Source organism: Lentzea aerocolonigenes, assembly GCF_000974445.1.
Taxonomy (GTDB): Bacteria; Actinomycetota; Actinomycetes; order Mycobacteriales; family Pseudonocardiaceae; genus Lentzea; species Lentzea aerocolonigenes.
The window spans coordinates 319,650-340,061 of the sequence record NZ_BBOJ01000002.1 but is presented as its reverse complement, the minus strand read 5'-3'; the positions used below and the strand labels follow the sequence as shown (position 1 = coordinate 340,061).

The window sequence follows — 20,412 nt, the reverse complement described above, 5'->3', positions numbered from 1 at the left end:
CATGGAGCAGCAGGACAAGGTCGTCGACTACCTGAAACGCGTCACCGCCGACCTCCGCAAGACGCGCAAACGGCTGCAGGACGTCGAGTCCGCGAGCACCGAGCCCATCGCGATCGTCGGCATGGCCTGCCGGTTCCCCGGTGGCGTCCGGTCGCCGGAGGACCTGTGGCGTCTGGTCGCCGGCGAGGTGGACGCGATCGGACCGTTCCCCGACGACCGCGGCTGGGATCTCGAGGCGCTGTACGACCCGGATCCCGAGGTCGCCGGAACGAGCTACGTGCGGGAGGGCGGGTTCCTGTCCGACGTCGCCTCCTTCGACGCGGGGTTCTTCGGGATCTCACCGCGCGAGGCGCTCGCCATGGACCCCCAGCAGCGGCTGCTGCTGGAGGTCGCCTGGGAGTCGTTCGAACGTGCGGGCATCGACCCGACCTCGTTGCACGGCAGCCAGACCGGTGTGTTCATCGGCGCCACCACGCAGGAATACGGGCCGCGCGTGCAGGACGCGCCGGAGATCGTCGAGGGCACGCTGCTGACCGGCAGCACGCTCAGCGTCATGTCCGGGCGGATCGCCTACCAGCTGGGGTTCGTCGGGCCCGCGCTCACCGTCGACACGGCGTGCTCCTCGTCGAACGTCGCGCTGCACCTGGCTGTCCGGTCACTGCGGTCCAACGAGTGCTCGATGGCCGTGGTGGGTGGCGTCGCCGTGATGTCGACGCCGTCCGGGTTCATCGAGTTCTCCCGGCAGCGCGGGCTGTCCGCCGACGCACGGTGCCGCGCGTTCGCCGCGTCCGCCGACGGCACCGGCTGGGGTGAGGGCGTCGGCGTGCTCGTCGTCGAGCGGCTGTCCGACGCCGTCCGCCACGGGCACCAGGTGCTGGCCGTCGTACGCGGGTCGGCGGTCAACTCCGACGGTGCGTCCAACGGCCTGACCGCGCCCAACGGGCCGTCGCAGCAGCGAGTCATCCGTGCCGCGCTGGCCGACGCCGGTCTGTCCACTTCGGACGTCGACGTCGTCGAGGCGCACGGCACGGGCACGAAGCTGGGCGACCCCATCGAGGCAGAGGCGATTCTGCGCACGTACGGGCAGGACCGTTCCTCGCCGCTGTGGCTGGGTTCGCTGAAGTCGAACATCGGGCACGCGCAGGCCGCTGCCGGTGTGGCCGGTGTGATCAAGATGATCATGGCGATGCGGCACGGCGTGTTGCCGCGCACGTTGCACGTCGACGCGCCCTCGCCGCACGTGGACTGGTCGCTCGGCGCGGTCGAGCTGTTGGCCGAGGCGCGGGAGTGGACCGTTGACCGGCCGCGCCGGGCCGGCGTGTCGGCGTTCGGGATCAGCGGCACCAACACGCACGTCATCCTCGAGCAGTACGTCCCGGACTCGCAGGTAACTGATTCGCAGGCTCCGGAATTGTCAGACCTCGGCGATACGCTTGGAGTGGGGGCCTCGGTCCCCCCGTGGGGTGTCCCCTGGGTGGTTTCCGGGGGTACCTCAGCGGCGCTGCGCGCTCAGGTCGAGCGGGTCCTGGAGTTGTCGCCGGAGCTCGATCCGGTCGATGTCGGTTTCTCGCTGGCGACCACGCGGGCGGCGTTGGAGCACCGGGCCGTGTTGCTCGGAGGTGTCGAGGTCGCGACCGGCGAGGTGTCTGCCGGCCGGCTCGGCGTGATGTTCACCGGGCAGGGTTCGCAGCGCGCGGGGATGGGGGAGGAGCTGCGTGCCGCCTTCCCGGTGTTCCGGCAGGCCTACGACGAGGTTCTGGCTCATCTGACGTTGCCTGAGTTGGCGGTGGATGAGACCGGGTTTGCTCAGCCGGCGATTTTCGCGGTTGAGGTGGCGTTGTTCCGGTTGTTCGAGTCGTGGGGTGTGCGGCCCGACGTCGTGGGTGGGCATTCGATCGGTGAGATCGCGGCCGCGCATGTGGCCGGGGTGTTGTCGCTGCGGGATGCGTGTGTCCTGGTCTCGGCGCGTGCGTCGTTGATGCAGGCACTGCCCCGTGGTGGGGCGATGGTGTCGTTGGTCGCGAGCGAGGACGAGGTGCTGCCGCACTTGTCCGAAGGTGTGGCGATCGCGGCGGTGAACGGGCCGCGTTCGGTCGTCATTTCCGGTGAGGAGGAGGCGGTCGTCGCTGTCGCGGCGAAGTTCGAGCGGACCAAGCGGTTGAAGGTCTCGCACGCGTTCCACTCGCCGTTGATGGATCCGATGCTCGACGAGTTCCGCAAAGTCGTGGAAGGACTTGCTTTCCACGAGCCGGCGATCGCCATGCACGGCGACGTCACCGACCCCGAGTACTGGGTCCGGCACGTGCGCGAACCGGTCCGGTTCCTCGGCACGGTCAGGGCTTTCGAGGCCGACGGTGTCACGACGTTTCTGGAACTCGGGCCGAACGCCGTGCTCACGCCGATGATCACTGAGTGCGTTGAGGACGCGGTCGCGGTGTCGTCGTTGCGCGGTGACAAGCCCGAGCCTCAGGCGGTGTTGTCGGCGCTGGCCGGTGTGTTCGTGCGGGGTGTGGCAGTCGACTGGATGCCGTTCCTCACCGGTGGCCGGCGGGTCGATCTGCCCACGTACGCGTTCCAGCGGCAACGGTTCTGGCTGGACGCACCGGAAGGCGCGCGGGACGGGCGGCCGCGGCTGCCCGGAGCCGGCCTGCCGGAGCAGCCGAAGTCGCCGCTGCACGAACGGCTGGAAGGGCTGTCCGCGGCCGATCGGGACCGGGTGCTCGTCGAGCTGGTCCGGGGCGTGACGGCCGCCGTGCTCGGGTTCGAGAACCCGGAGGACATCGATCCGGCGCGCGCGTTCGCCGACTTCGGACTCACCTCGCTCACCGCGGTCGACCTGCGCGGCCGCCTCAGCACCGCGACCGGGTTGCGGCTGCCCTCCGCGCTCGCGTTCGACGCGCCGACGGTGCGGGCTGTCGTCGACCACCTGACCGCGGAGCTGAGCGGCGATCGCGTGGTGGACGCCGTGGCCACCCGTGTCGACGACGACGACCCGATCGCGATCATCGGCATCGCCTGCCGCTACCCCGGCGGCGTCTCGTCGCCGGAGGACCTGTGGCGGCTCGTGGACGACGGCGTGGACGCGATCACGCCGTTCCCCGTCAACCGGGGCTGGGACGTCGAAGGGCTGTACGACCCGGACCCCGAGGCGTCCGGCAAGACCTACACGCGCGAAGGCGGGTTCCTGCACGACGCCGGGGACTTCGACGGCGCGTTCTTCGGGATCTCGCCGCGTGAGGCGCTCGGCATGGACCCCCAGCAGCGGCTGCTGCTGGAGACGTCGTGGGAGACGCTGGAACACGCGGGCATCGACCCGCACGCGCTGCGCGGCAGCCGGACCGGCGTGTTCATCGGCGCGTCGTGGCAGGCGTACGGGCCGCAGCTGCAGGACGCGCCGGAGGTCGTCGAGGGACGGCTGCTGACCGGTGGCGCGCCGAGCATCATGTCCGGGCGCGTCTCCTACCAGTTCGGTTTCGTCGGACCGGCGCTCACCGTCGACACGGCCTGCTCGTCGTCGCTGGTCGCGTTGCACCTGGCCGCGCAGGCGCTGCGGTCCGGTGAGTGTTCGCTCGCCCTGGCCGGTGGTGTGACGGTGATGTCCACGCCGGGGGCGTTCGTCGAGTTCTCCCGGCAGCGCGGGCTCGCACCGGACGCGCGGTGCAAGGCGTTCGCCGCGGCGGCCGACGGCACCGACTTCGCCGAGGGCGTCGGCGTGCTGGCCGTGGAACGGCTGTCCGACGCGCGCCGCAACGGGCACCGGGTGCTCGCGATCGTGCGCGGCACCGCGGTCAACCAGGACGGTGCCTCCAACGGGCTCACCGCCCCCAACGGACCGTCGCAGCAGCGGGTCATCCGGCAGGCGCTGGCGAACGCCGGTCTGTCCACTTCGGACGTCGACGTGGTGGAGGCGCACGGCACCGGCACGCGACTCGGCGACCCGATCGAGGCAGAGGCGCTGCTCGCGACCTACGGACAGGACCGCGCGAAGCCCGTGTGGCTGGGCTCGCTGAAGTCGAACATCGGGCACTCGCAGCACGCGTCCGGCGTCGCGGGCGTGATCAAGATGATCATGGCGATGCGGCACGGGAAGATGCCGCGGACGCTGCACGTGGACGAGCCCACCCCGGCCGTGGACTGGTCGGCCGGTGCGGTCGAGCTGCTCACCGAGGCGCGTGAGTGGCCCGCGGAACGGCCGCGCCGCGCCGGCGTCTCGTCGTTCGGGTTCAGCGGAACCAACGCCCACGTCATCATCGAGCAGGCCCCGGAACCGGCGGATCCCGGCGATGCGCCGGAAGGCGTGACCCCGGAGGTGATCCCCTGGGTGGTCTCCGGCAGGACCCCGGCGGCCCTGCGCGCGCAGGTCGACCGGCTGGCCGGACTGTCCGAAGTGGACCAGGCGTGGTCCCTCGTGACCACGCGGTCGTTGTTCGAGCACCGGGCGGTGCGCGTCGGGGATCGGACCGTCACGGGTACCGCGTCCACCGGGGACGACCGGGTCGTGTTCGTGTTCCCCGGCCAGGGCTCGCAGTGGGCCGGCATGGCCGTGCCGCTGCTCGGCAGCTCACCCGTCTTCGCGCAAGCCATGGCCGAGTGCGCGGCGGCCCTGCGAGAGTTCGTGGACTGGCCGTTGCTCGGGGTGCTGCGCGGTGAGCCCGGCACGCCACCGCTCGAACGGGTCGACGTGCTGCAGCCCGTGCTCTTCGCGGTGAACGTCTCGCTGGCCAGGCTGTGGCGGTCGCTGGGGGTCGAGCCGGCCGCCGTGGTCGGGCACTCGCAGGGCGAGATCGCCGCCGCGCACGTCGCGGGCGCGCTCACGCTCGGCGACGCGATGCGGATCGTCGCTTTGCGCAGCAAGCTGATCCTGCGGCTGTCGGGCAAGGGCGCGATGACGTCCGTGCCACTGCCCGCCGCGGACGTCGAGGCGAGACTGGCCGCGTGGGGTGACCGGATGTCGGTCGCCGCGATCACCGGGCCGGGCGTCACCGTCGTCTCCGGTGAGCCGGAGGCCGTGGACGAGCTGCTCGCGGGGCTGGCCGCGGAAGGCGTGCAGGCCAAGCGGATTCCCGGTGTCGACGCCGCCGGTCACTCGACGCAGGTCGAGGCGTTGCGCGACGAGCTGCTGCAGGTGATCGCCGGCATCGAGCCGAAGTCGTCGGACGTGCCCTTCTTCTCGACGGTGGCGGGCGGACCGCTCGACACCGCCGGGCTGGACGTCGACTACTGGTACCGCAACATGCGCGAACCCGTGCGGTTCATGGACGCCGTGCGGGCGCTGGCCGAGCAGGGGCACCGGGTCTTCGCTGAGGTCAGCCCGCATCCCGTGCTGGGGCTCGGCATCGAGGAGTCCGTGCAGGACGTCGCAACGGATCCGGTGGTCGTCGGCACCCTCAAGCGCGGCAACGGCGACCTGGAACAGTTCCTCTCCTCGGTCGCGCAGGTCTTCGTCCGCGGTGTGGACGTGGACTGGAAGGTGCTGTTCGACGGCGCGCGCGGTGTCGACCTGCCCACCTACCCGTTCCAACGCGAGACCTACTGGCTGCCCGCCTCGTCCGGGGCGAGCCCGCAAGACGCCGGCCATCCGCTGCTCAGCTCCGCGGTCGAGCTCGCGGGCGACGACGGTCTGGTGCTCACCGGACGTGTGTCGGCGAGCACCCAGCCGTGGCTGGCCGAGCTCGACGTGCTGCCGGAGACCGCGCTCGTCGAACTGGCGCTGACCGCCGCCGACCGGGTCGGCTGCGCGCGGATCGACGAGCTCACCATCACCGCGCCGGTGTTGCTGCGCGGCTCCGTGGAGTTGCAGGTCGTCGTGAACGCCGATCGCGAGATCACGATCCACTCGCGGCAGGACGGACGGCCCTGGACCCGCAACGCCGCTGGCGTGCTGGCCGAGCTTCCCGCCGGCGTGCCGGACGATCTGACCGCCGACACCGAGATCGAGTCCACAGAGGACGGAACGGGGTTCGTGCTGCACCCGGCGACGCTGGCCGCGGCACTCGCACCCGCCGACGGGGCCGCGGTCGAGTGGCACGGGGTCAGCGTGCTCGCCACCGGCGCCACGACCGTGCGCGCGCGGCTGTCGCGGACCGGGCCGGACACGACGTCACTGCTGATCGTGGACGGCGCGGGCGCGCCCGTCGCGGTCGCGGAGTCGGTGACGCTGCGGCCGGTGACCGACGAGTGGCTGCGCGGTGCCGTGACCGGGCACCAGGACTCGTTGTTCCTCCTGGACTGGGTGCCGGTCACGACCTCCGGTGACACCGGCCCGATCGACGTCGTCGAGCTGGGCACCGCGTCCGGCGACGTCCTCGCCGCCGTGCGCGAGGTGACCGGCAGGGCGCTGAACCTCGCGCGGGAACGGCAGTCCGAGGACGCGCGGCTCGTCGTCGTCACCCGCAACGCGGTCGAGGTGGGCGACGGCGCCGAGGACCTGCCGCTCGCGGCCGCCCGCGGTCTGCTGCGTGCCGCCCAGGCGGAAAGCCCGGGGCGGATCGTGCTGGTCGACGTGGACGACGACGAACGGTCGCGCCTCGCGATCCCAGCCGCCGCCGCGTCCGGTGAGTCGCAGCTCGTCGTCCGGCGCGGCCAGGTGTTCGCACCGCGGCTCACCCGCGCCGCGAACGTAGTCGGCGACGGGTCGGTGTGGAGCTCGCGCGGCACCGTGCTGATCACCGGCGGCACCGGCGGTCTCGGCGCGCTCGCCGCCCGGCACCTGGTGACCGAGCACGACGTGCGCGGTCTGCTGCTGGTGAGCAGGAGCGGACCGGACGCGCCAGGCGTCACCGAGCTGGTCGACGAGCTGACCGGGCTCGGCGCCAGGGTTCGCGTCGAGGCGTGCGACGTCGGCGACCGCGACCAGCTGGCCGCGCTCGTGACGTCGACGCCCGATCTGACCGGTGTCGTGCACGCGGCCGGTGTCCTCGACGACGGGGTCGTCGAGTCGCTGACGCCCGAGCGGGTGGACTTCGTGCTGCGGCCGAAGGCCGACGCGGCGTGGCACCTGCACGAGCTCACCAAGGACCGCGACCTGACCGCGTTCGTCCTGTACTCCTCGGTCGCCGGTCTGATCGGCGGTGCTGGGCAGGGCAACTACGCGGCCGCCAACGCGTTCCTCGACGCACTCGCCCGCACGCGCCGCACCCTGGGCCTGCCGGCGACGTCGCTCACCTGGGGCCTGTGGGCCACCGAGAGCGGCATGGGCGGCTCGCTGACCGACGCCGACTTCAAGCGCATGGCTCGGGCGGGTGTCCGGGCCATCACCGGCGCGGAGGGCATGGCGCTGTTCGACGCGGCGCTCGCGCAGGACCGTTCCGTCGTCGTGCCCGCCGGGTTCGACGTGCGGACGTTGCGAGCGCAGGCCGACCGGGTTCCCGCGTTGCTGCGCGGGCTCGCCGGTGCGGCGCGGCGCGCCGCGTCCACGGGAAGGCGGCTCACCGGCTCGTCCGAACGCGAGCTCGTCGAGCTGGTGCGCGCCGAGGTCGCCACCGTGCTCGGACACTCCGATGTGGACGGTGTCGATCCGGGACGCGCGTTCAAGGAACTGGGTTTCGACTCGCTCACCGCGGTCGAGCTGCGCAACCGGTTGAAGGCGCTGACCGGTCTGCCGCTGCCGGCGGCGCTCGTGTTCGACCACCCGACGCCCGCCGCGGTCGCCGCCTACCTCCTGGGCGCGCTCGCGCCCGTGCGCGAGGCGGACGACACCGAGACCGAGCTGCGCCGGGTGCTGGCCACGATTCCGATCACCCGGTTCCGCCAGGCGGGTCTGCTCGACCTGGTGCTGAAGCTCGCCGAACCGGAGACCGCGGCCGTGGCGCCCGCCGAGACGGTCTCGATCGACGACATGGACGCGGAAAGCCTGCTGCGCCTGGCAGTGGGCCACTGATGGGGGAGAACCGATGACCACAGATGTCGATCGCTACGTCGAGGCGCTGCGGTCGTCGCTCAAGGAGGTCGAGCGGCTGCGCACGCACAACGCACAGCTGCTCGCCGCCGCGAACGAGCCGATCGCGATCATCGGCATGGCCTGCCGGTTCCCCGGCGACGTCCGGTCGCCCGAGGATCTCTGGCAGCTCGTCGCCGAGGGCCGCGACGCCGTCACGCCGTTCCCGGACGACCGGGGCTGGCCCGACGACCTGTACGACCCGGACCCGCGGGCCAGTGGCAAGAGCAACACCGCCGAAGGTGGGTTCGTTCGCGACGTCACCGATTTCGACGCGGCGTTCTTCGGGATCTCACCGCGTGAGGCGCTGGCGATGGATCCCCAGCAACGCCTGATCCTCGAGATCGCCTGGGAGTCGTTCGAACGCGCGGGCATCGACCCGACCTCGTTGCGCGGCAGCCAGACCGGTGTGTTCGTCGGTGGCAACGGGCAGGACTACCCGCTCGTGCTGATGACGCAGTCGCCCGGCGACGTGGAGGGTTTTCTCGTCACCGGCAACGCCGCCAGCGTCGTGTCCGGCCGCATCTCCTACCAGCTCGGGCTCGTCGGGCCCGCCATCTCGGTGGACACCGCGTGCTCGTCCTCGCTCGTGGCACTGCACCTGGCCGTGCAGTCGCTGCGGTCGGGTGAGACCTCGCTGGCACTGGCCGGTGGTGTGACCGTCATGTCGTCGCCGTCGGGGTTCGTCGAGTTCTCCCGCAACGGTGGACTCGCCGCCGACGGGCGGTGCAAGGCGTTCGCCGGTGCGGCCGACGGCACCGGGTGGGGTGAAGGCGCTGGTGTCGTCGTCCTCGAACGGCTGTCCGACGCGCAGAGGCTCGGGCACCAGGTGCTCGCCGTGGTCCGCGGATCCGCCATCAACCAGGACGGGGCCTCCAACGGGTTGAGCGCGCCCAACGGCCCTTCACAGCAGCGGGTGATCCGATCGGCGCTTGACTCCGCTGGACTGTCCACTTCGGACGTAGACGTCGTCGAGGCGCACGGGACCGGGACGACGCTCGGGGATCCGATCGAGGCCGACGCACTGCTGGCGACCTACGGGCAGGACCGGACCTCGCCGCTGTGGCTCGGGGCGTTGAAGTCGAACATCGGGCACACGCAGGCCGCCGCCGGGATCGCCGGTGTGATCAAGATGGTGATGGCCCTGCGGAACGGGGTCATGCCCAGGACGTTGCACGTCGATGAGCCGACGCCCCACGTGGACTGGTCGGCGGGTGCGGTCTCGTTGCTGACCGAGGCGCGGGAGTGGACCGTCGACCGGCCGCGGCGGGCCGGTGTGTCGTCGTTCGGCGTCAGCGGGACGAACGCGCACGTGATCCTCGAACAGGCACCGGAGCCGGACTCTCGGGAACCAGGCTCGGGCGGTCAGGAAGCGCTCGGCCTGCCGGGGACGGGAGTTCCGTGGGTGGTGTCGGGGAGGAGCCCGGCCGCGTTGCGCGCTCAGGTGCGGCGGATCGTGGAGCTGGCGCAGGAGCTGGATCCGGTCGATGTCGGGTTCTCCTTGGTGACGACGCGGGCGGCGTTGGAGCACCGGGCCGTGTTGCTGGACGGTGCCGAGGTCGCGAACGGGCGGGTCTCGCCCGGCCGGTTGGGGGTGGTGTTCACCGGCCAGGGGTCGCAGCGCGAGGGCATGGGGAAGCAGCTGGGTGCCGCCTTCCCGGTGTTCCGGCAGGCCTACGACGATGTGCTGGCTCATCTGACGTTGCCTGAGTTGGCGGTGGATGAGACCGGGTTTGCTCAGCCGGCGATTTTTGCGGTTGAGGTGGCGTTGTTCCGGTTGTTCGAGTCGTGGGGTGTGCGGCCGGAGTTCGTGGGTGGGCATTCGATCGGTGAGATCGCGGCCGCGCACGTGGCCGGTGTGCTGTCGCTGAGGGATGCGTGCAGGCTCGTCTCGGCGCGTGCGTCGTTGATGCAGGCACTGCCCCGTGGTGGGGCGATGGTGTCGTTGGTCGCGAGCGAGGACGAGGTGCTGCCGCACTTGTCCGAGGGTGTGGCGATCGCGGCGGTGAACGGGCCGCGATCGGTGGTCATCTCCGGTGAGGAGGACGCTGTTCTCGCGGTGGCCGGTCGGTTCGAGCGGGCGAAGCGGTTGAGGGTGTCGCACGCGTTCCACTCGCCGTTGATGGATCCGATGCTCGACGAGTTCCGCAAGGTCGTGGAAGGGCTTGTTTTCCACGAGCCGGTGATCGCCATGCACGGCGACGTGACGGACCCGGAGTATTGGGTGCGGCATGTGCGTGAACCCGTGCGGTTCCTCGACACCGTCAGGGCTTTCGAGGCGGACGGTGTCACGACGTTCCTGGAGCTGGGCCCGGACGGCGTGCTGACCGCGATGGTCGGCGACTGCGCCACCCGGCCCGAGGCCGTCGCCGCGACGCCCGCGCTGCGCAGGGACCAGGAAGAGCCGCTGGCCGTGTTGACGGCGCTGAGCACGCTGTTCACCCGAGGTGTCGAGGTCGACTGGACACCGTTCTTCGGACGCGGTGCGCGCAAGGTCGACCTGCCCACGTACGCGTTCCAGCGCAAGCGGTTCTGGCCCGGCGCGGTTCAGGCCGGCCACCGGCAGGCGGTCGAGGAAGAGCAGCCGCGCGGCGACCTGAGCGACGTTCCGCGGCTCGTGCGCGGTGCGCTCGCCGCGGTGCTCGGGCACACCGACGAGGACGTGCCGGGCGACCAGGACTTCGCCGAACTGGGGCTGAACTCGTTGACCGCGGTGGAACTGCGGGACAGGATCAGCCGGGCCACCGGGCAGCGGCTCGCCGCCACGGCCGTTCTCGAGCACCCGACCATCGACGCGCTCGCGAAGCACATCAGCTCCGGCCTGCCCGAGCCGAGCCGGGACACCGGCACGCCGCTGGTCAGCCTGTTCCGGCAGGCCTGTGCGGCAGGGCGTGCGGCGCAGGGAATCCGGCTGCTCGCCGCGGCCGCCGACCTCCACGACCACACGACGGACGAGCTCACCGTGCGGACCGCGCGGTTCGCGAGCGGGCCGGACGGACCCGCTCTGTTCTGCGTTCCGTCGCTCGTGGCTCCCGCGACCGCGTTCCAGTTCGCGCGGATCGCCGAGACGTTCCGCGGCGTCCGCGAGGTGAACGTGCTGGTGCCGCCCGGATACCGGAAGGGCGAGCAGCTGCCGGCGACCCTGCGGGGAGCAGTCGAGGCGCACGCCGGGGCCGTCCGCGGACGAGTCGTGCTCGTCGGCTACTCCTCCGGCGGCTGGCTCGCCCACGAGATCGCGAACGCGCTGGCGGAACAGGGTGAGCCGCCCGCGGGCGTCGTGCTGCTGGACAGCCACCTGCCCGGCACCGGCGAGGTCGCCGACCTGCAGGCCGACCTCTACCGGGAACTGTCCGAAAAGGACGAACTGGTGAACCTGGTCGACGACACGTCGCTCGCCGCCATGGGGCGCTACCTCCAGCTGTTCGACGGCTGGGCTCCCGGCGACACCGACGTGCCGACCCTGCTGGTGGCGGCGACCGCCTTCACCGAAGGCGCCGACCCGGAGCGGCAGGCCGTGTGGCCGTTGCCGCACACCAGGGTCGTCGTGCCGGGCACCCACCTGACCATGATCGAGAACTTCGCTTCCGACACCGCAGAGGCCGTCGAGAAGTGGCTGACCGAGCTGTGAGAAAGGGTTGGTCATGACCAACGCCGTGAGCGATGTCGACCTGCTCAGCTGGGACTTCGCCCAGGACCCGCACTCGCGGTACGCGCGGATGCGCAACGACGGCGTGGTGCGCAAGCACGTCGTCAAGACGCTCGCCACCGCGTTGAACGCGTGGGTGGTGACGGACTACGAGCAGGCGCGTGAACTGCTCGCCGATCCGCGGCTGTCGAAGGAGACCGAGAAGCTCCTCGACGCCATGGACGCCAACAAGGTCAACGCTGGGGACACGATCACCCGGACGCCGCCGAGCATGCTGTTCAGCGACCCACCGGACCACACGCGGCTGCGGCGGCTGCTCGGCAACGCGTTCACCATGCGGCGCGTCGAGAAGCTGCGGCCGTGGATCGAGGAGCTCACCGACGACCTGCTCGGCAAGATCCCCGACGGTGAGGAGGTCGATCTCGTCCACACCCTCGCGCTGGCGTTGCCGATCTTCGTGATCGGCAAGCTGCTCGGCGTTCCGCAGGACCGGCACGAGGACTTCCGCACCTGGAACGGCGCGCTCGCGAGCCTCGACACCTCGGCCGAGGAGAAGCAGGTCGCGCACAAGGCCGCGTTCGACTACCTGCGGCAGCTCATCGAGGACAAACGCGCCGCCCCGGACGACGACATGATCTCCGCGCTGATCGAGGCGCAGGTCGACGGCGGCAAGCTCAGCGAGCCCGAGCTGCTGTCCACGATCTACCTGATGATGAACGCCGGCTACGAGACGACGGCGCACATGATCAGCAGTGGCGTGCTCGCGCTGCTCGAGAACCCGGACCAGCAGGCGTTGCTGCGCAAGGACTCCACGCTGCTGCCCGGCGCGATCGAGGAGTTCCTGCGGTTCGAGAGCCCGCTCAACATGTCGACCATCCGGTACACCGCGAGCCCCGTCGAGGTCGGCGGCGTCACGATCCCGGCCAACGAGATCGTGTTCATCTCGCTGCTGTCGGCCAACCGGGACGCCGCGAAGTTCACCGACCCGGACACGCTCGACGTCACCAGGCCCAACCGGGGCCACCTGTCCTTCGGGTACGGCATCCACCACTGCGTCGGCGCCCCGCTGGCGCGGATGGAGGGGGAGATCGTGTTCGGGAAGCTGCTCGACCGCTTCGGACGCTGGGAGCTCACCGTTCCCGCGCGCGAACTGGAGTGGAAGTACAGCGCGCAGTTCCGCGGACTCGACCGACTGCCGGTCCGCATGTCCGCCGAATAACCAGGAAGGGGAAAGAACAATGTCCAAAGAGGTCGTCGAGCTGTTCTTCAAGACGAGCGAGGCCAACGAGGTCGACAGCGCGATGGAGTGCTTCGCCGAGGACGGCGTGTGGATCGACCCGGACGGCAAGGTCTACGCGGGACAGGAGATCCGTCCCTACCTCGAGCAGCAGATCGGTGTCCTGTACGACTTCAACGAAAAGGGCATCACGGTGAACTACACCGGGATCGCGGAGGTCGGCGACACCGTCTTCATCGGCGCCACGGTCAACGCGCCCGACGGCACGGAGCTCAAGCGCTTCGTGGACATCTTCAAGATGCGCGACGGCAAGATCGTCGTGAAGGACGTGTTCGGCAAGGGCTGAGCTCACCGGGACCGGGGCGACGAGGCCCCGGTCCCGTCTCACACGAGGAGGCCGCATGACCACCCACCCCGAACCCGTCGCGTACCCGTTCAGCGAGCCCGACCGCCTCGTCGTCCACCCCCGCTACGGGGAGCTGCGCGACCAGGGCGAGCTCGAACGCGTCCAGCTGCCGTTCGGCAAACCCACCTGGCTCGCCACCCGGCACGAGGACGTCAAGATCGTGCTCGGCGACCCCAGGTTCAGCCGCGAGAAGGCGCTCGGCGAGGACGAGCCGCGCATTCTCTCGTTCACCCACCGCCCCGACTCGATCCTCACCATGGACCCGCCCGGCCACACCAGGCTGCGCAAAGCCGTGGCGCGCGCGTTCACCAAACGCCGCATCGAGACCATCAGGCCGCGCACCCAGCAGATCGTCGACGAGCTGCTCGACGAGATGGTCGCCGCCGGTGACACCGCCGACCTGGTGCGCCAGTTCGCGCTCGCCGTGCCGATGATGGTCATCTGCGAGCTGCTCGGCGGACCGTACGAGGACAGGCACAAGTTCCACCACTGGAGCGAGATCCTCGCCTCTACCCGGTCCTCCAAGCACACCAAGGAGGACATCGCGCAGGCCGACAAGGAACTGCGCGACTATCTCGCCGAGCTGGTGGACACCAAGCGCGCGAACCCCGGCGACGACCTGCTCAGCGTGCTGGTCGAGACCGAGCAGACCGATGACCCGCTGACCCCGGAAGAGATCGTCGGCCTCGCCTGGTCCGTGCTGCTCGCCGGGTTCGAGATCACCACCAACATGCTGGTGAACTCGGTCTACCTGCTGCTCACGAACCCCGACCAGCGCGAACAGCTGGTGCAGGAGGCCGGGTTGCTGGAGAAGGCGGTCGAGGAGCTGCTGCGGTTCGTGCCGCTCACCGTCGGGTCCTTCTTCCCCCGCATGGCGCTCGAGGACGTGGAACTGAGCGGAACGCTGGTGCGCAAGGGCGAGACCGTGCTCCCGTCCACCCTGGCCGCCAACCGCGACGAGGCCGTCTTCCCCAACGCCGACCAGCTCGACTTCCACCGCGACTCGAACGCGCACCTGACGTTCAGCTACGGCATCCACCACTGCCTGGGCGCCCCGCTCGCGCGGATGGAGCTGCAGGTCGCGATCGGCACGCTGCTGCGCAGGTTGCCCGGCCTGCGGCTGGTCGCGGAGGACGAACTGCCCTGGCGTTCCGGGTCCATCCTGCGCGGCCCCAGCTCCCTGCTGGTGACGTGGTGAGCGGCTGGAGCGTCGAGATCGACGCCAGGACCTGCATCGGCACCGGCATGTGCGTGGGCGCCGCGCCGAAGTACTTCCAGCGCAAGAGCAGCAAGTCCGTGCCCGTGCACGACCACGTCGAACCGGACGAGGACCTGCTGGACGCCGCGTTCGCGTGTCCCGCCGAGGCCATCCGGGTGCGCGACGAGGCCACGGGCGACGTGCTCGTGCCCGAGGCCTGAAGGAGAGAAGGAAGATGACCGAGCGCTACCCGTTCAGCGAACCGGAACGGCTCGAGGTGGACCCCGGCTACGCGCGCACGCGCGAAGGCGAGGGCCTGACCCGCGTACAACTCCCGTACGGCACACCCACCTACATCGCGACGCGCTACGAGGACGTCAAAAGCCTGTTGTCCGATCCGCGGTTCAGCCGCGAGCTCGCGGTCGGCGAGGACGAGCCGCGGGTGATGCCGTACGTGCACCGGCCGGACGCGCTCACCACCATGGACCCGCCGCGGCACAGCAGGCTGCGGCGCGTGGTGTCCAAGGCGTTCTCCGCCAGGCGGATCGAGGCGTTGCGCCCGTCCACCCAGCAGATCGTCGACGCGCTGCTCGACCGCATGGAGAACGAGGGCGGCCCTCTCGACCTCATGCGCTCGTACGCGCTCGAGGTGCCGATGCTGGTCGTCTGCGAACTCCTCGGCGTTCCCTACGAGGACCGCGACCGGTTCCACGACTGGAGCTCCGTCCTCGCCTCCACCGCGTCCTCCGGCGTCGGCGTGGACGAGCTCATGCGCGCCAACGAGGACCTGCGCGCCTACCTCGGCAAGCTCATCGCGCTCCGGCGAACCGAACCCGCCGAGGACCTGCTCAGCGTGCTCGCCGAGGCGCACGACACCGATGACCGCCTCACCGAGGACGAGATGGTGAGCCTCGCCTGGTCGGTCCTGCTGGCCGGCTACGAGATCACCGCCTACGAGATCGGCAACTTCGCCTACACGCTGCTCACCGGCCCCGAGCATCTCAAAGCGCTGCTCGACGACCCCGGCCTCGTCGAACGAGCCGTCGAGGAGCTGCTGCGACAGGTCCCGCTCACCTCGGCGTCGTTCTACCCGCGGCGTGCCGCCGAGGACGTGGAGCTCGGCGGCACGCTCGTCCGCAAAGGCGAGGCGGTCCTGCCGTCGATGATGGCCGCCAACCGCGACGAGACCGTCTACCCGAACGCGGAGAAGATCGACTTCTCCCGCGACGCCACCGGGCACCTGGCGTTCAGCTACGGCATTCACCACTGTCTCGGCGCCCAGCTGGCACGGATGGAGCTGCAGGTCGTGATCGCGTCGCTGCTGCGCCGGTTCCCCGGCCTGCGGCTCGCCGTGGACGTGGACGACATCCCGTGGCGCAAGGGCTCGATCCTGCGCGGCCCGCTCGAACTCATGGTCACCTGGTGACCATGAGGATCAGAGTGGGAGTGGTCGGCGCGAGCGCGGAACGGGGGTGGGCCAGCGCGACCCACCTCCCCGCGCTCGCCGCCGCACCCGAGTACGAGGTGACCGCGGTCGCCTCCAGTTCGCCCGGAAAGGCCGCCGCCGCGGCACGCCTGTGGCAGGCGCGGCACGCGTTCGCCGACGCGCGTCAGCTGATCGACAGCCCGGAGGTCGACCTCGTGGTGCTGGCCGTGCCGGTGCCACGCCGCGAAGGGCTCGTCGACGCCACCATCGCGGCGGGCAAGCACGTGTACTGCGAGTGGCCGCTGGCCATGGACGCCGGCACCGCCGCAGGCTTCCGCGACGCGGCGGACGCGGCCGGTGTGCGGCACGTGATCGGCCTGCAGAGCCGGCACCACCCGGCCGTGCGGCAGGTGCGCGCCCGCGTCGAGGACAGGTGGATCGGCGAACCGCTGTCGGCGACGTTCACCTACTCACTGTCCACACCGGACAAGTGGCCGGCGCGGTACAAGCAGTACATCGAGCAGGGTGCCACCAACAGGCTGATCATCGTCGGCGGCCACGCACTGGACGTCTTCCGCCGCGCGGTCGGCGACTTCACGTCGTTGTCCGCCACGACGGCCACCCGCCTGCCGGAAGCCGAGCTCGCCGAGACGGGCGAGAAGGTGCCCGTGGGGTGGCCCGACCAGATCTCGGTCACCGGCGTGCTCGGCTCCGGCGCCGTCGCGTCCGCGCACATCATCACCGGAGGGCCGTTCGGCACCGGCTACCGCATCGAGGTGCACGGCACGAAGGGCAGGCTGGTGCTGCTCTCGGAGAGCGACGAGCTGGTCGGCACGCGGTGGCGGCTGCTCGGCGCACTTGGACGCGCCGAGCTGGAACCGTTGCCGGACAGTCACGCCGACGACCTGATCGACGCGCCACCCGCCGTCCGCAACGTCAACCGCGTCTACCGCGACCTCGCCTCGGCGATCGCGGACGGCACGCCGGTGGAGCCCGACTTCGCCACCGCGACGGACGTGCACCGGCTGCTCGACACCATCGTCTCGGCCTCGGATTCGGGCGAGCGCCTTGACTATCGTTGCGGGAACCGAGGTACCGGGCGCTAGCGTCGTTCGCGTGGGTGACGGATCGAGTCTGGGGGTTCCTCGGGTGAGCAAGATCGTTGTTTTCGGTGCCGGTGGCCGTGGCGGGCGACGCGTGATCGAGGAGGCGTTGTCCCGCGGTCACGAGGTGACCGCGGTGGTGCGCGACCCGGCGAAGGCGCGCGACCTCGCGGCAGCCGGCGTCACGGTCGTCCAGGGCGACGTGACCGAGGCCGCTGACGTCGCGAACGCGGCCAAGGGCCACGACGCCGCCATCGTGTCGGTGTACCGGCCGGACGTGCCGGCCGACGAGTTCTACGGCAACGCGGCCCGCGCGGTGCTGGAAGGTCTCGGCAAGGCCGGTGTGCACCGGCTCGTGGTGCTGGGCATCGGCACCTTGCTGGAGAGCGCGCCCGGCGTGCGGTTCATGGACCAGCCGGAGTTCCCGCTGGAGTTCATGCCGTTCAACCTCGGCCGCGCGGTCGAGCTCGAGGTGCTGCGCACCACCGAGACCGACGTCGACTGGGTCGTGGTCGCGGCACCGCCGACCCCGCTGGACAACCAGAGGGCCCGCACCGGCCGCTACCAGGTGACCGGCAACCGCCTGCTGCCCTACGACGACGGCAGCGGTCCCCGCTTCGACTACCCCTACGACGACAAGGGCCCGAAGTTCACCTTCACGGACCTCGCGGTCGCACTGGTCGACGAGGCGGTCGACCCCAAGCACCACCGCGAGCTCGTCGGCGTCTCGCACTGAGCAGATCCGTTCCCAGGCCACGGCCATCGTCCTGTGTGGACGGTGGCCGTGATCTTTGGGGTGGGTCCTCCTGACCGGAAGGAAGTGGAAGATGACCGAAGCCGAACCGGTCACCGCGGGACGCACGGACCGCCGGGCGGTCGCGCTGGCCGTGATCTGCGTCGCCCAGCTGATGACCACGCTGGACTCGACCATCGTGTCCGTGGCACTCCCGTCCGTGCAGGCCGACGTGGGCCTGACGGACGCGGGCCGCCAGTGGGCGGTGACCGCGTACACCCTCGCGTACGGCGGGCTGTTGCTGCTGAGCGGCCGCATCGGTGATCTCACCGGACGCAAGCGGGCACTGCTCATCGGCGTCGTGGGGTTCGCGCTCGCGTCGGCGCTCGGCGGTGCCGCTGTCAACGCTGGGATGCTCATCGCCGCTCGTGCGCTGCAGGGCGTGTTCGCGGCCTTGATCGCACCCGCCACGTTGTCGTTGGTCAGCACCACCTTCCCCGAGGCGAAGGAACGGGCGCGTGCGTTCGGCTTCTTCGCCGCCGCCGGCATGTCCGGCGCCGCGCTGGGCCTGGTCATGGGTGGTGTGCTGACCGACTTCGCGGGCTGGCGGTGGTGTCTGTACGTCAACGTGCCGATCGCCGTGCTCGTGCTCGTCGGCAGCGCGTTCGTGCCCAATGCGGCCCGGCACCCCGGTGCCCGCCTCGACGTGCTCGGCGCGTTGCTGTGCTCCGCGGGCATGGTGGCGCTCATCTACGGGCTGGGGGAGGCAGCCGGGTACGGCTGGGGATCCGGCGTGATCATCGGGGCGTTGGTGGCCGCGGTGGCCCTGCTGGCCGGGTTCGTCCGGCTGCAGGCCAGGTCGGCCAATCCCTTGCTGCCGTTGGAGGTGCTGGCCAACCGGAACAGCGGGACGGCGTTCCTCGCCATGGCCGTTTCGGCGTTCGCCACCTACGGCATGCTGCTGGGGATGACCTACCAGTTGCAGGTGGTCATGAAGTACTCCCCGGTGCAGACCGGGCTCGCGTTCCTCGCCTACGTGCTGACCGCCGTGTTCTGCTCCACGCAGATCGCCACCCGGCTCGTGAAGCGGATGAAACCGGGAACCATGATCTCGCTGGGGCTCCTGATCTTCGCGGTCGCGCTGCTGTACCTGCTGCGGCTCTCGCCCTCGTCCTCGTACGTGGTCGACGTGCTTCCCGCGTTGCTGGCGTTCGGGCTCGGGGTGGGGCTGCTGACCGTGCCGGCCATGACCACCGCCATGGCGTCCATCGATCCCAAGTACGCCGGGGTCGTGTCCGCGCTGGTGGGCACTTCGCAGCAGGCGGGCGGATCCGTCGGCGCCGCGCTGCTCAACACCGTGTCCATCAGTGCCGCCGCCGGCTATCTGGCGACGCATCCCGGTGCCGGGCTCGAAGCCTCGGTGCACGGGTTCGTCACGGCTTCGGCGTGGACCGCGGCGATCGCGCTCGTCGGCGCGGTCGTGGTGAAGTTCGCGATCACCGTGGACACCCGCAAGGCCTGACAGCGCATGCGCAGAGGCCCCGCCACGTGGGTGGCGGGGCCTCTCCGCGTGAAGAGCGCGTGTCAGGCGACAGCGACCAGCACGCGGTGGTGCTTGGGGTTCTCGATCTCGTCGATCAGCGCGACCGCGAGGTCGGCGTAGGAGAACGCGGGCGCACCCTCCTCAGCGGGGAGAACCGACGTGCCGCCGAAGCGGACCTTGCCGGACTTCTCGGCGTCGGCGTCGAGGACCGCGGGCGGCGGTGCGATGACCACCCAGTCGACCTTCTCGCCGGACGCCTGGAAGGCCTCCAACTGGGCCATGTGACCCAGCGAGAACGTGCGGCCCTCCTCCGGGAAGCCCTCGGTGTCGTGCACGAGAACGCCCGGCGCGACCTCCAGGGTCGTGCCGATGCCGACCGCGACGAGCCGCTCGACGCCCGCCTCGGTGAGGCCGTCGAGCAGGGCCTGGGCGGCCTTGCCGAAGTACTCGTCCACCGGCAGGCCCGGCTGGTAGGCGGCCTGGACGACGGCGTCGTGATCCGCGACCACGGCCGCGATGCTGGCGGCGTCGGTCACGTCGCCGGAGACCACCTTCACGTTGTCACCGGCGAGGTGGGCGTACTTGGCCGTGTCGCGGACGACGGCCGTCACCTGGTGACCGCGGGATGCCGCTTCGGCCACGGCCTTGCTGCCGGCCTTGCCCCCAGCACCGAACACAACAATTCTGCTCACCCCAGGTACTCCGTTCGACAGGGCCGGCACTGTTCTCCGGCCGATGTGGCGAACGCTAGTGGGTGACACCCTGGTTTCCGCAACGATACTTACGTACCCTGGTTGTGTGAGCAAGCCACTGGAGCCCGGGATGTTCAGCGGGTGCGAGGAAGTCTCGGTGCCCGTGCGCATCGGTGACAAATGGACTGGAAAGATTCTGGTGTGCCTGAAAGACGGCAAACGTCGTTTTTCGGAGCTGCAGGTCCCGTTGCAGGGTGTGACGCCGAAAGTGTTGACGGAATCCCTGCGCGCGATGGAACGCGACGGCTTTCTGCTCCGGCACGCCCATCCCGAGGTTCCGCCCAGGGTCGAGTACGAGATCACCGACCTGGGGCGCACGTTGCTCGAACTGATGGAGACGACCTGCGACTGGACCGCGGCGCACCTCACCGAGCTGCTGCAGGCCAGGCGGGCCTACCAGGAACGCGCCGTCTGACGCGAAGAGGCTGCCCA

The 20,412-nt window shown here is 70.6% G+C and carries 11 protein-coding genes and 1 pseudogene; 11 read left to right on the top strand and 1 reads right to left on the bottom strand.

Going from position 1 to position 20,412, the window contains the following annotated elements:
• The first annotated feature begins 1 nt into the window (after position 1).
• The 10 genes and pseudogenes from AOM45_RS05380 to AOM45_RS05335 all read left to right on the top strand — a co-directional run bounded on the left by AOM45_RS05380 (position 2) and on the right by AOM45_RS05335 (position 19,207).
• Positions 2 to 7,879: a type I polyketide synthase gene (locus AOM45_RS05380; protein WP_059362225.1), complete on the top strand. Its 7,878-nt coding sequence runs from the start codon at positions 2 to 4 to the stop codon at positions 7,877 to 7,879.
• Positions 7,880 to 7,895: 16 nt separating this feature from the next.
• Positions 7,896 to 11,564, top strand: a pseudogene (locus tag AOM45_RS05375) (type I polyketide synthase); the annotation flags it as partial.
• A gap of 13 nt (positions 11,565 to 11,577) precedes the next feature.
• The gene (locus AOM45_RS05370) at positions 11,578 to 12,801 is read left to right on the top strand and encodes a cytochrome P450 family protein (RefSeq protein ID WP_030470230.1); all 1,224 of its coding nucleotides are present in this window, start codon (positions 11,578 to 11,580) and stop codon (positions 12,799 to 12,801) included.
• A gap of 19 nt (positions 12,802 to 12,820) precedes the next feature.
• On the top strand, positions 12,821 to 13,165 hold the full coding sequence (locus AOM45_RS05365) for a nuclear transport factor 2 family protein (RefSeq protein WP_030470229.1): 345 nt from the start codon (positions 12,821 to 12,823) through the stop codon (positions 13,163 to 13,165).
• A gap of 55 nt (positions 13,166 to 13,220) precedes the next feature.
• On the top strand, positions 13,221 to 14,423 hold the full coding sequence (locus AOM45_RS05360; RefSeq protein WP_030470228.1) for a cytochrome P450: 1,203 nt from the start codon (positions 13,221 to 13,223) through the stop codon (positions 14,421 to 14,423).
• On the top strand, positions 14,420 to 14,644 hold the full coding sequence (locus AOM45_RS05355; RefSeq protein WP_030470227.1) for a ferredoxin: 225 nt from the start codon (positions 14,420 to 14,422) through the stop codon (positions 14,642 to 14,644). Before AOM45_RS05360 ends, AOM45_RS05355 begins: the two co-directional genes overlap by 4 nt.
• Before the next feature lie 14 nt (positions 14,645 to 14,658).
• Complete coding sequence (locus AOM45_RS05350; protein ID WP_030470226.1) at positions 14,659 to 15,849, top strand: cytochrome P450; 1,191 nt, start codon at positions 14,659 to 14,661, stop codon at positions 15,847 to 15,849.
• 2 nt (positions 15,850 to 15,851) lie between these two features.
• Positions 15,852 to 16,955 carry a Gfo/Idh/MocA family protein gene (locus AOM45_RS05345; protein ID WP_030470225.1) on the top strand — a complete coding sequence of 368 codons (1,104 nt, stop codon included), beginning with the start codon at positions 15,852 to 15,854 and terminating at the stop codon, positions 16,953 to 16,955.
• Positions 16,956 to 16,998: 43 nt separating this feature from the next.
• Positions 16,999 to 17,688, top strand: coding sequence for an NAD(P)-dependent oxidoreductase (locus tag AOM45_RS05340; protein ID WP_030470224.1), 690 nt, complete (start codon positions 16,999 to 17,001; stop codon positions 17,686 to 17,688).
• A gap of 91 nt (positions 17,689 to 17,779) precedes the next feature.
• Positions 17,780 to 19,207, top strand: coding sequence for an MFS transporter (locus tag AOM45_RS05335; RefSeq protein ID WP_051784127.1), 1,428 nt, complete (start codon positions 17,780 to 17,782; stop codon positions 19,205 to 19,207).
• A 62-nt stretch (positions 19,208 to 19,269) separates the two neighbouring features.
• Here AOM45_RS05335 and AOM45_RS05330 read toward each other — a convergent pair whose 3' ends face one another.
• Positions 19,270 to 19,920, bottom strand: a complete 651-nt coding sequence (locus tag AOM45_RS05330) for an NAD(P)-dependent oxidoreductase (RefSeq protein WP_030470222.1) — start codon at positions 19,918 to 19,920, stop codon at positions 19,270 to 19,272.
• Positions 19,921 to 20,077: 157 nt separating this feature from the next.
• On the opposite strand from AOM45_RS05330, the gene AOM45_RS05325 reads away from it, so the two are divergent.
• Positions 20,078 to 20,395, top strand: a complete 318-nt coding sequence (locus AOM45_RS05325; protein WP_308202523.1) for a winged helix-turn-helix transcriptional regulator — start codon at positions 20,078 to 20,080, stop codon at positions 20,393 to 20,395.
• Positions 20,396 to 20,412: the final 17 nt, after the last annotated feature.